Here is a 12,739-nt window from a genome sequence, read left to right as displayed (position 1 = left end):
TTTGCGATCATTATTTGACAAATATCCCTAATACGTCGCAGATCACATTATACTAGGAGGCCATTATGCCTAACCACACCCCACCAACAACTCAAAAAACATTCTTTGGACACCCTTTTCAACTATCAACCTTGTTCCATATTGAATTATGGGAACGTTTTTCTTTCTATGGTATGCAAGGAATTTTACTTATCTATCTTTATTATTCTATTGAATATGGCGGATTAGGTATCGACAAGTCCATTGCCGGCGGTATTGTCGGGACTTACGGCGGAAGTGTCTATCTCTCTACCATTTTGGGTGCTTGGCTTGCGGATCGTATTCTAGGTGCAGAAAAAACGCTCTTTATTTCCGGTATTGTAGTGATGCTAGGACATACGATCTTGGCGTTAATTCCCGGGTTATTCGGTTTATCACTCGGCATTATTTTTATCGCATTAGGAAGCGGTGGGGTAAAATCTTCCGCAAGTGCGATGGTTGGGTCATTATACGAAACGGATAAATTGAAACCATTACGCGATGCCGGCTTTTCCATCTTCTATATTTCCATTAACATTGGCGGTTTTCTTGGCCCATTATTAACGGGATTACTCCAAATACACCTCGGCTTTCATTATGGATTTGGTGCGGCAGCGATAGGTATGGCATTAGGTCTTTGGCGTTATGCACTAGGTCGCAAAAATTTGCCAAAAACGGCAGTGCCCCATCCTCTTACACAAGGTGAAATCAAAAAGGTTATACTGATTGCAGCGATGATTATTACTGCTTTGCTCCTCTTCATTGCAACGGGTTTGCTCACATTAAGTAATTTTTCTAATGCCTTACTCATTACCATTATTGCGGTTGTCATTCTCTACTTTTCTCGTTTATTAACCAATAAACAAATCAGTATGGCGCAAAAACAATATATTACCGCGTATATCCCTTTATTTATTATCATCTGTCTGTTTTGGGCGATATGGTTTCAAATTTATACCGCCGCAACTATCTATTTTGATGAAACGGTGGAGCGCACGATTGGCAACTTTACCGTGCCGGTTTCTTGGAAAGATTCTATTCAAAGTATGTGGATTATCTTATTTTCCGGTGTAATGGCGGCACTTTGGACAAAGATGAATGAAAAACAACCGAAAACACCGTTAAAATTTGCCCTTTCGATGTTATTAGTGGGGCTTTCCTATCTTAGTTTCGTTCCTTTTATTACGACCAATACCCCAATGCCTATGCTCGTCTTCATATTAGTTTTGTTAGGTATTAGTTTAGGGGAATTATTTATCTCACCGATTTCCCTTTCCTTTATCACTAAAATTGCACCAAAAATGTTTAAAACCCAAATGGTTGCGCTCAATTTTCTTGCGCTTTCCCTAGGATTTACACTCGGTGGCGTCTTATTCAAAGATTATTTTAATGCAGAAATGGCGGCTGATTTTTATTTATTATTGTGCATAATCGGTGTAGTCGGAGGCGTGGTACTATTATTGTTAACACCAAAGCTCAATCGTATGCTAAAAGGCATTGATTAATATAAAGGAGAATACAATGGATATTACAAAACGGCTTGCGTATTTACGCCAAGCCATGCAACAACAAGGTTTTAATGCGTGGATTATTCCTTCAGCCGATCCGCATTTATCCGAATATTTACCGGAGCATTGGCAGGTTAGACGTTATTTTTCAGGTTTTACCGGTTCGGTAGGAACGCTTATCATCACAGCGGATCAAGCAGGGCTTTGGGTGGATAGTCGCTATTGGGAACAGGCAGAGCATCAACTGAAAGGAAGTGGCATTGCATTACAAAAACTCGGGGAAGTGATAAATTACCCCGAGTGGCTAGCACAAACCTTACCCCAAAACGCCATTGTAGGATGTGCGGCAGATATGCTTTCGCTTACCGCAAAACGACAGCTACAACAAGTTTTTGCCCCTAAAAATATTCAACTAAACATCGCAACGGATATTACAGATAGGGTATGGAGTAATCGCCCATCACTACCTCTTGAACCGATTTATCCGCATAATCCTGCATTTGTTTCAGAAACCACCAGCGCAAAACTGACCCGCATACGTAAAACCATGAATGAACGATACGCAAACTGGCATTTAATTTCATCACTTGATGACATTGCGTGGCTTACAAATTTGCGTGGTAATGATGTGCCTTATAATCCTGTATTTTTATCTTATCTCCTCATCGGTTCGGAAAGTGCGGTCTTATTTGTTGATGAAAAGAAACTCACCGAGCAAGCCCGTGTTATTCTCTCACAAGCCGATATTTTACTTGCACCTTATGAAAATATAGGAAACGCCATTGCACAAATTACAGGTACAATCTTAATTAACCCGGATAAAACGGCAATGAGTGTTCTACAACATTTGCCTTGCAACACACATTTAGTTGAAAATATCAATCCGACAACGTTGTTTAAGTCTATTAAATCATCGGCGGATCTTGAACATATCCGAGAGGCTATGCGCCAAGATGGCGTAGCATTATGTGAGTTTTTTGCCGAATTTGAGGCAAACTTAACCAACAATATTCCGATGAATGAACTGGATATTGATTCAATGTTATATAAATATCGCAGTCAACGTCCCGGTTTTATTTCGTTAAGTTTTAACACCATTGCCGGATTTAATGCCAATGCAGCACTGCCACATTATTCCGCGACACCGGAGGCTTATAGTGAAATTAAAGGTAACGGTTTATTATTAATTGATTCCGGTGCCCAATATTTAGGCGGTACGACAGACCTTACCCGAGTTGTCCCTGTGGGCGAAATTTCCTCAGAGCAAAAACGAGATTATACGCTCGTATTAAAATCCCACATTGCTTTAGCGGAAACTGTGTTTCCTGAAAATATTAATTCCACTTTAATTGATGCCATCTGCCGTAAGCCATTATGGCTGGCACAATGTAATTATGGGCACGGCACCGGTCACGGTGTGGGCTATTTCCTTAACGTACACGAAGGGCCACAAGTCATTTCTTACCTTGCACCGCAAACCCCACATCAAGAGATGAAAGAGGGAATGATTACTTCTAATGAACCGGGGCTTTATCGCCCGGGGAAATGGGGCATTAGAATCGAAAATCTTGTCGTCAATCGTGCCGTGCAAAATCCACAGGAAACGGCATTCGGCAATTTCCTTTATTTTGAAAATCTCACCCTTTGCCCGATTGATACAAGGTTAATTGATTTATCGCTGATGACTGAAAATGAAATTCAGTGGCTAAATACTTATCATCATAAAGTAAGAACCGCCCTTCTTCCACTCACAAAAGGGACGGCACAAGCATGGTTATTACTCCGTACGGAGGCAATCTATAAATAAGCGGTACTATGTAGCAGTCACACAATTTGAAACATAGGGTGCCGTTAAGCGAAGCCGTAACGCGCCAATTAACCAAGTGTAACGATAAGATGGTGCGTTACGCAAAGCTTAACGCACCCTACCCAAATTAAATATTGGATATAAAATTCTCTTTGTGCAACAGCTACATAATACTGTAATAATGAAAAAGTGCGGTCATTTTTGACCGCACTTTTAGCCCTTCAAAATATCACGTAAACGATCCAACTGATTTTGGGTTTGTTGCTGTTTTTGCTCCGCAGTAAGTTTCGGTTGATCACGTTCCCATAGCACGTCATCATTTGGTAATTCCTCCAAAAAACGGCTCGGTTCCGGGCGAGTCAATTCGCCATATTGACGGCGTTCACGACACAATGAAAAAGTCAGTTCTTTTTGTGCGCGAGTGATACCTACATAAGCCAAACGCCGCTCCTCTTCTACATTATCTTCATCAATATTGGTTTGATGCGGCAAAATTCCTTCTTCCATACCGATAAGATACACATAGGGAAATTCTAACCCTTTAGAAGCGTGTAAGGTCATCAATTGAACCTGATCCGCATTTTCTTCATCTTCGCCTCGCTCAAGCATATCCCGTAGTGTCAATCTTGCCACCACTTGGCTTAAGGTCATCGGCTCGTCCGCCTCATTCCCTCTTAACATATCCGCCACCCAGTCAAATAGAGTGGCAACATTTTTACTTTGCATTTCAGCCGCTTTCGGACTGGTGGCATATTCATATAAATATTCTTCATAGTGAATTGCTGCCAACATAGCACGCACGGCGCGTTCCGGTGCAGAGCGTTGCACCTCATCATTCAATTCCACAATCCAGCGTCCGAATTTTTGCAATGCATCATAGGCTTTCGGGGTGATATGCTGAATGAGTTCAAATTCAAAAATTGCATCAAACAAACTCATCTGTTTTTCTTGAGCCAGTTCGCCAAGTTTTTGCAAAGTTGCCGTTCCAATTTCACGTTTTGGCGTATTCACAATGCGCAAAAATGCCGCATCATCATCTTGATTTACCACTAAACGCAAATATGCCATCATATCCTTGATTTCAGCACGGGAGAAAAAAGAGGTACCGCCTGAAATTTTATAGGGAATACGATTTTGCATTAACACTTTTTCCAACAAGCGGGATTGGTGATTTCCACGATATAAAACGGCGTAGTCTTTATATTTGGTTTTTCGGCTAAAACGGTGTGAGATAAGTTCTGCAACAATGCGTTCCGCTTCGTGTTCTTCATTCTTCGCTTCAATTACGAGTAGTTTTTCACCCTCACCGATATTGGAGAAAAGTTTTTTGTCGAACACGTGTTCATTATTGTCGATAAGAATATTCGCACAATGCAAAATTCGTTGCGTGGAGCGGTAATTTTGTTCCAATTTTATGACTTGCAAACGAGGAAAATCATCACGTAATCGCACCATATTTTCCGGACGTGCGCCACGCCACGAATAGATAGATTGATCGTCATCACCGACTACGGTAAAACAGGCACGTTCCCCTACTAACAATTTAATCAATTCATATTGGCTGGTGTTGGTATCTTGATATTCGTCCACCAATAAATAACGAATTTTCCCTTGCCATTTTGACCGCACTTCTTCGTTTTGTTTAAACAATAAGGTCGGCAGCATAATTAAATCGTCAAAATCCAACGCATTATAAGCACGTATTTGTGCGGCATAACGTTCATAACACCGAGCGAAAATTTGATACTTCGCATCATGGGCTAAAACAAAAGCTTGTTGTGGCGAGATTAAATCATTTTTCCAGTTAGAGATCGCAGCAATTAATTCACGCAGTAAATCTTTGTCCTCTTTCAGCACATCAGCAGTGAGTTCTTTCAATAAAGCAAACTGATCATGTTCATCAAACAAGGTCATATTCGCTTTAAAGCCAAGGGCTTTATATTCCCGCTTGATAATATCAAAACCAAGTGTGTGGAAAGTGGATACCGTCAGTCCTTTAGACCGGGCTTTACCGATAGAATGCGCCACACGTTCTTTCATTTCTCGGGCGGCTTTGTTCGTGAAAGTGACTGCTGCAATTTGTCGTGGAGAATAACCGCACTTTGCAATCAAATGTGCGATTTTATTAATAATTACACGTGTTTTGCCGGAGCCGGCCCCTGCCAGCACAAGGCAAGGGCCGGTAACACATTCCACGGCTTGTTGTTGTTGGGGATTGAGTTTCATAGTGATAAGTGAAGTTTTTTTTACGGTATTTGTTGCCGTTAGGCAAATATAAAACGGTGCGTTAAGGCTTCGCTTAACGACACCCTACTCCAAGAAATATCGGAGATAAAATTCTCTTTGTGCAACTGATACATAATACCGTTTTTTTATTGTAATAACTGTTAAAGCATAGGATATGACACGCCGCTTTACACAATAGAGCGCAAGAACGGCGAGTGATAAATTATTCCGCTATCGAAATAACACATTACTGTGCCCACACATAGGGCAATAAAACCGTATCTAACAAAAAAGATAACGGCAAATCCAAAATCGGAAAGCCCCATTGTTGCGCCATTTCTAAATCGTAAGCCACACCGGCATAAGCGGAGTATTTTTCTGAAGGAGTAATCAACTTCACTACCGTACCACAGCCGGATAAGGTAAAAAGTGCGGTCAGAAAAATTAACTTTTTCATTTCGCTTGCAGTGCCTGAAATACGGGGGCGGGCACAAGCTCTGAGACATCACCGCCATGCAAATAGATTTCACGCACAATCGTGGATGAAACAAACGCCCACTTTTCACTTGGAGGAAAAAATAAGCTTTCTACACCATTTGTTAATAAACGATTGAGTGCGGCCAATTGAAGTTCATATTCAAAATCAGTTGTCGTCCGTACACCACGAATAATGGCGGAAACCTGACGTTCCGTAATCACTTTTGCCAATAAATCAGAAAAACCGAATACTTCCACATTAGGCAACGAATAAACGGATTGACGTACAAGCTCTACACGTTCTTCTAAAGAAAATAATGGGCTCTTACTTGGGCTATTTGCCACGGCAACCAAAACGCTTGGAAAAATGACCGCACTTCGTTTGATAATGTCTAAATGTCCGTTAGTTATAGGATCAAATGTGCCGGGGTAGATCACTGTTGTCATACATTACGCTCCAAATAAGGTTTTAATAAATCTAACAAACGTTGCAACGCCCCACGATTTTCAATTAAGACTTCATAACCGGCATTACCGAGACGTTTACGCGCTTCCGGTGAATTAAGCAAGGCTTCGACCGCGCGTTCCAAAGCATTTGCTGTGGAATTAACTTCAAGCACACCCTGCACTTCTAGTAACATTCTAAACACCTCGGGAAAATTAAAGGTGTGCTTGCCGGTGATCACAGGGATTTTAAAGGCTAAGGGCTCAAGCGGATTATGCCCGCCTTGTTTTACAAGACTTCCTCCCACAAAAGCAATATCGGAAATCCCATATAGCAACATCATCTCTCCCATAGTATCCCCCAAAATCACTTGCGTACCGGAATTTGGCGATTCACCGGAAGAACGGCGGATAAATTGGAATTTTTCTTTTTCAATTAAATCGGCAACGGAATTAAAACGCTCCGGATGGCGTGGCACGAGCAATAAAAGCAAATCGGGATATTTTTTTAAAAGCTGCCGATGCGCCTGCAAAATAATTCCTTCTTCACCTTCGTGCGTGCTGGCGGCGATCCAGATTTGACGTTGTTGAACCCATTGTTCACGCAAAAACAGAATTTGATTAAGCAGTACAGAATTGACGGTCAAATCATATTTAATATTACCGGTAAGTTTAAGATTCGCTTCAGGATAACCCAGTGCTAAAAAACGTTTTCCACTAATTTGGTCTTGTGGCGCAATCAAACTGATTTGCGACCACATTGTCTGTAAACCAGATCGTACTTTTCCATATCGTTTTGACGAACGAGCCGACAAACGCGCATTTGCTACGATAAACGGCACATTACGGCGATGAAGTTGATGAATCAAATTCGGCCAAAGTTCCGTTTCAATCACAATGCAAAGTTTGGGCTGAATAAAATCAATAAAACGATTAATCGCATCAGGGAGATCGTAAGGTAAATAACAATGGGTCACGCTATCACCGAAAGCGGCTTTCACACGATCCGAGCCGGTTGGTGTTACTGTAGTGAAGGTTATCGATAAATTAGGATAATGTTGTTGAATACGGCGTACTAACGGTGTGGCGGCGATCACCTCGCCCACTGAAGCGGCGTGAATCACAATCCCACAAGCTGAAGGGCGAGACAAATTCTCGTAGTAGCCATAACGCTCACACAATCTTTTACGGTAATTCGGGGCTTTAAATCCACGCATCCACATAAAAAACAGCACAAATGGCTGGATTAGGTACATTACGCCGGTATAAAAAAAACGCCACATAAATAAAATTCGGTTATACTCTGAAAAATTCCGGTTAGTATATCAAAAAAGGGATAAAAAGATGCCAACAATTAGCGTTGCGATGATTGTAAAAAATGAAGGAAAGGATTTATCAAAATGCCTTGATACCGTAAAAGGTTGGGTGGATGAAATCGTGATTTTAGACTCCGGTAGCACAGATAACACGAAAGAAATCACCTTAAACTATGGTGCAAAATTTTACGAAAATACAGATTGGCAGGGCTTTGGTAAACAACGCCAACTTGCCCAACAATACGTAACAAGTGATTATGTACTTTGGCTTGATGCCGATGAACGAATCACTCCAGAATTGCGAGAATCCATTCAGCAAGCCGTACAAAAAAATACCGAAAATACCGTATATGAACTACCACGCGTTAGCGAAGTATTCGGGCGGGAAATTCGCCACTCCGGTTGGTATCCCGATTATGTCGTGCGTTTATATCGCACGGATTATGCCGGCTATAATGATGCCTTAGTTCATGAAAAAGTTTGTTATCCGAACGGTACGAAAGTCGAGCGATTAAAAGGCGATTTAGAACATTTCACTTATAAAAGCATTCACCATTATTTGGTGAAATCGGCAGGTTATGCGAAAGCCTGGGCGGATCAACGCCAAGCAAAAGGTAAAAAAGCCAATCTACTTCAGGGAATCACCCACGCTATTAGCTGTTTTGTAAAAATGTATATTCTTAAAGCGGGTTTTTTAGATGGCAAACAAGGCTTTTTACTTGCCGTGCTTTCCGCCCATTCCACATTCGTAAAATATGCAGATTTGTGGGAACGGGATCAACATTAACACGGTATTATACATCACTTGCACAAAAGGCTGTTTTTAATTCAAATGTAGGGGGCGTTAGGCTTGCCGTAACGCACCAAACTCGGATTGAACGGTGCGTTACGCCTTTGGCTAACACACCCTACTCTGTTTTGTGCAAGTGATGTATAATGCCGTATTAACAAAAAAGTGCGGTCGAAATTGACCGCACTTTCGTATTAAGAAAACCTATTGTCTTGCCACAACTTTTCCATCAGCATAATCCACCGTCACAATGCGGCTTGGGAGTAATTTCCCTGAAAGAATTTGTTGTGCCAACGGGTTTTCGATTTCTTGTTGAATGGCACGTTTTAACGGACGAGCACCGTAAATCGGGTCGTATCCCACTTCGCCAATAAAATTAATCAAGGCTTCGCTGAACACAATTTCATAACCACGCGTTTCCATACGTTTTGCCAAACGTTCCAACTGAATGCCTGCAATCGCTCGAATGTTTTCTTTCGCAAGCGGGTGGAACACCACGGTTTCATCAATACGATTGATAAATTCCGGACGGAAGTGTCCGCTCACCACCGACATCACCATGTCTTTCATTTCATCATAACTTCCGCCTTGATGCTCTTGAATTAAATGTGAGCCCAAGTTAGACGTCATAATTACAACGGTATTGCGGAAATCTACGGTTCTTCCTTGACCATCCGTCAAACGACCGTCATCCAATACTTGTAACAGAATATTGAACACATCGGCATGTGCTTTTTCTACTTCATCAAGCAAAATGACGGAATACGGACGGCGGCGAACCGCTTCGGTTAAATAACCGCCTTCTTCATAACCCACATACCCCGGAGGCGCACCGACAAGGCGGGAAACGCTGTGTTTTTCCATAAACTCCGACATATCAATACGAACCATCGCATCTTCACTGTCGAATAAGAATTTCGCCAAGGTTTTGCATAATTCCGTTTTACCCACGCCGGTTGGTCCTAAGAATAAGAAAGAACCAATCGGACGATTCGGATCAGAAAGCCCCGCACGGCTACGGCGAATCGCATTCGCCACCGCATCTACAGCTTCATTTTGACCGATGACCCGTTTATGCAATTCTTCTTCCATACGTAAGAGTTTTTCTTTCTCACCTTCCATCATTTTAGAGACCGGAATACCGGTCGCTTTAGAAAGCACTTCGGCAATCTCTTCATCGGTCACACGGTAGCGTAACAAAGTCATTTCTTTCCCTTCGCCGGTTTCGGCTTGGGCAAGTTGTTTTTCCAACTCCGGAATTCGACCGTATTGTAATTCGGACATTTTGCTTAAATCACCGGCACGGCGTGCTTGTTCCATTTCGGTTTTCGCTGCATCTAACTCTTGTTTAATGTGTTGTGAACCGGAAAGTGCGGCTTTTTCGGATTTCCATACTTCTTCTAATTCTGCGTACTCACGTTCTTTATCAGAAAGTTCTTTTTCTAACATTTCCAAACGTTTACGGCTTGCCTCGTCTTCTTCTTTTTTGAGTGCCTGTTGCTCCAATTTTAATTGAATAATACGGCGTTCCAGACGATCGAGCGGTTCCGGTTTGGAATCAATTTCCATCCGAATACTGGAAGCGGCTTCATCAATCAAATCAATCGCTTTATCCGGTAACTGACGATCCGAGATATAACGATGAGAGAGCGTTGCCGCCGCCACAATTGCCGGATCGGTAATATCTACGTGATGGTGGATTTCATAACGTTCTTTCAAACCGCGCAAAATCGCAATGGTATCTTCTACGCTTGGTTCATCTACAAACACTTTTTGGAAACGGCGTTCAAGTGCCGCATCTTTTTCAATATATTGACGGTATTCATCAAGGGTTGTTGCACCCACACAATGTAATTCGCCGCGCGCTAAACTCGGTTTTAATAGGTTACCGGCATCCATTGCGCCATCGGTTTTGCCGGCTCCGACCATTGTGTGAATTTCATCAATAAATAAAATCACACGCCCTTCTTCTTTTGCAAGCTCGTTCAACACGGCTTTCAAACGCTCTTCAAATTCACCGCGATATTTTGCTCCCGCAATCAATGCGCCCATATCCAAGGAAAGAACTCGTTTATTTTTCAATCCTTCCGGTACTTCACCATTGACAATGCGTTGCGCCAATCCTTCCACGATGGCGGTTTTTCCCACGCCCGGCTCGCCGATTAAGACAGGGTTATTTTTTGTACGGCGTTGTAAAACCTGAATCGCACGGCGGATTTCTTCGTCACGCCCGATTACCGGATCAAGTTTTCCGCTTTCTGCACGTGCGGTTAAATCAATCGTATATTTCTCAAGAGCTTGTCTGCTTTCTTCTGCATTTTGATCGTTCACTTTTTGTCCTCCACGAATATGTTGAATCGCCTGTGAAATTTGCTCTTTTTTCGCACCGCACTTCGTTAAAATATCCTTTAACGAACCACGCTCCTCTAATGCGGCAAGCAGAAATAATTCACTTGAAATAAATTTATCTTGGTTTTGTTGTGCGAGCTTATCGCATAAATTTAATAAATTAAGTAATTGACGAGAAAGTTGTACATCGCCTCCATTGCCAGAAACTTGCGGTAACTTATTAAGCTCGTTGCTTAATTCATTGCGCAATAAGGCGACATTTACACCACTTGCCGTTAAAATCGGCGCAATAGAGCCGTCTTGTTGATTTAAAAGTGCGGTCAATAAATGCACCGGTTCAATAAACTGATTATCTTTGCCGAGCGCGAGAGACTGGGCTTCACTCAAGGCTTGTTGAAATTTTGTGGTAAATTTTTCAATATTCATACCTTTTCCTTATTTTGAGACTCATAATGGCTTTCGCCTTTCACACAAAATAAGTAAGAGCATTTGAGGGGATTTCAAGAGAAAACGCGAAATATTTTTTAGTTTTACCTATCAATTTGATTAAGATGATAGATTTTACCCAACCAAAATAGCAAAAAGCGGCACATCCCAAGATTCAACAGGTAAGGATTCAAATTGCTGACAGCTATGCGCCAATCCCACGGGAATAAAAGATTTTTTTTGCCAATGTTGCAACGTACGATCATAAAAGCCACCGCCCATTCCAAGACGATTGCCATGTTTATCAAAAGCCACCAAGGGGGTGAATAAAATATCTAACTCATTTAACGGCAACACATTTTGTACATTGAGTTTCGGTTCCCAAATCCCAAATTGATTTTGCACCAAAGGCGTATCCGGTAAATAACGTAAAAATAATAAATGATGTTCGGCAAAAGGGTGTAATACCGGCAAGAACACACTCTTATTTTGTTCCCAAAGTTTTTTTATTAAGGCGTGGGTGGAAATTTCACCATCAAAAGAAAGATATAGGGCGATGTTCTGTGCTTGACGCTGTTGAATTAAATCAAGAGCTTGAAGTGTAACGGTTTGTTCCGCCCGTTGCTGCTGAAGTGCGGTTAAATTTGCACGAGTTTTACGAACTTGACGACGAATTTGACTACGTTGTTGAATACTCATAGAAATGAAAGGGGAAGGACCCAGAGTGCCGTTGCGGGCGGTAGTCCTTGAACCCGACGGTTCAAGGAAATCGATAAGGTCATCTTCAGGTTTCTTAATTCCTTTATTTTTCAGGAGAAAAATAAAGGCAAAGCCTACACACCAATGACGGGAAACCGATTTATAAGATTTTAAGTATCGGCTCAGGGACATAGCCCACTGACGAGCACTCCAGGAAATCTTTTATGGGCTTTATACTAGCCGAAACGCTGTTTTTTTACCAGTAGTAATTTCTAAAATTTGTGATCTTGCGCACAAATTATTCTCTTGTTGAACGAACACTCTCCAATGAATGATCCAACTGCTGAATTCGCGTTTTCAACACATCTTCAATCTGTGCATTTTTATTTTTTTCTTGGGTCAATTCAAAACTTAAATTCAATGCCACAATAGAAAGCACGCGATCAAGTTGAATCAATCCTGTTTTTTCCTTCATTTCGGAAACCAAGGCGTCTAAATTGTATGCGGCTTGACGCAAAGCTTCCTCTTGCTCATGAGGCACATTTAAACGTAATACTTGCCCTAACACGACAATTTCAACCGATTTTAATGACATTGTACTTCCCTTTACTTCCATTTTGAATGGGTGGCATTATGCCATAGCCAGCGTTTTTCGTCATATACTTTACAAACAATCGGC

Annotated in this window: 10 protein-coding genes and 1 other RNA gene; 3 read left to right on the top strand and 8 right to left on the bottom strand. The window is 41.7% G+C overall.

Annotated elements, in window-relative coordinates; all coding sequences use genetic code 11:
- The first annotated feature begins 65 nt into the window (after positions 1 to 65).
- On the top strand, positions 66 to 1,523 hold the full coding sequence (locus HEMROJRC1_RS06880) for an oligopeptide:H+ symporter (RefSeq protein WP_226692233.1): 1,458 nt from the start codon (positions 66 to 68) through the stop codon (positions 1,521 to 1,523).
- A 16-nt stretch (positions 1,524 to 1,539) separates the two neighbouring features.
- Positions 1,540 to 3,333 (top strand): aminopeptidase P family protein, encoded by a 1,794-nt coding sequence (locus HEMROJRC1_RS06875; protein ID WP_226692232.1) that lies wholly within the window; start codon positions 1,540 to 1,542, stop codon positions 3,331 to 3,333.
- 213 nt (positions 3,334 to 3,546) lie between these two features.
- Here HEMROJRC1_RS06875 and rep read toward each other — a convergent pair whose 3' ends face one another.
- From rep to waaA, 4 genes are all read right to left on the bottom strand, one after another.
- Entirely contained in the window at positions 3,547 to 5,559 is a 2,013-nt protein-coding gene (gene rep, locus HEMROJRC1_RS06870) for a DNA helicase Rep (protein ID WP_226692231.1), read from the bottom strand.
- Between the two features lie 247 nt (positions 5,560 to 5,806).
- Complete coding sequence (locus HEMROJRC1_RS06865; protein WP_226692230.1) at positions 5,807 to 6,016, bottom strand: YceK/YidQ family lipoprotein; 210 nt, start codon at positions 6,014 to 6,016, stop codon at positions 5,807 to 5,809.
- Entirely contained in the window at positions 6,013 to 6,483 is a 471-nt protein-coding gene (gene coaD / locus HEMROJRC1_RS06860) for a pantetheine-phosphate adenylyltransferase (RefSeq protein ID WP_226692229.1), read from the bottom strand. Before coaD ends, HEMROJRC1_RS06865 begins: the two co-directional genes overlap by 4 nt.
- A complete protein-coding gene (waaA, locus tag HEMROJRC1_RS06855) occupies positions 6,480 to 7,763 on the bottom strand; it encodes a lipid IV(A) 3-deoxy-D-manno-octulosonic acid transferase (RefSeq protein ID WP_226692228.1) in 1,284 nt (427 codons plus the stop codon). Before waaA ends, coaD begins: the two co-directional genes overlap by 4 nt.
- 61 nt (positions 7,764 to 7,824) lie before the next feature.
- On the opposite strand from waaA, the gene HEMROJRC1_RS06850 reads away from it, so the two are divergent.
- Positions 7,825 to 8,583: a glycosyltransferase family 2 protein gene (locus tag HEMROJRC1_RS06850; protein ID WP_226692227.1), complete on the top strand. Its 759-nt coding sequence runs from the start codon at positions 7,825 to 7,827 to the stop codon at positions 8,581 to 8,583.
- Positions 8,584 to 8,790: 207 nt separating this feature from the next.
- Here HEMROJRC1_RS06850 and clpB read toward each other — a convergent pair whose 3' ends face one another.
- From clpB to HEMROJRC1_RS06830, 4 genes are all read right to left on the bottom strand, one after another.
- Positions 8,791 to 11,361: an ATP-dependent chaperone ClpB gene (gene clpB / locus HEMROJRC1_RS06845; RefSeq protein WP_226692226.1), complete on the bottom strand. Its 2,571-nt coding sequence runs from the start codon at positions 11,359 to 11,361 to the stop codon at positions 8,791 to 8,793.
- Between the two features lie 135 nt (positions 11,362 to 11,496).
- A complete protein-coding gene (locus tag HEMROJRC1_RS06840) occupies positions 11,497 to 12,060 on the bottom strand; it encodes a 5-formyltetrahydrofolate cyclo-ligase (protein WP_226692225.1) in 564 nt (187 codons plus the stop codon).
- A gap of 13 nt (positions 12,061 to 12,073) precedes the next feature.
- Positions 12,074 to 12,280, bottom strand: a non-coding RNA gene (ssrS, locus tag HEMROJRC1_RS06835) — 6S RNA.
- A 78-nt stretch (positions 12,281 to 12,358) separates the two neighbouring features.
- Positions 12,359 to 12,655: a cell division protein ZapA gene (locus HEMROJRC1_RS06830; RefSeq protein WP_226692224.1), complete on the bottom strand. Its 297-nt coding sequence runs from the start codon at positions 12,653 to 12,655 to the stop codon at positions 12,359 to 12,361.
- Positions 12,656 to 12,739: the final 84 nt, after the last annotated feature.

Origin of the sequence: Rodentibacter sp. JRC1, from assembly GCF_020521555.1 — a bacterium.
In the GTDB taxonomy this organism is placed as follows: domain Bacteria; phylum Pseudomonadota; class Gammaproteobacteria; order Enterobacterales; family Pasteurellaceae; genus Rodentibacter; species Rodentibacter abscessus.
This window is presented reverse-complemented; position numbering and strand designations above follow the sequence as displayed.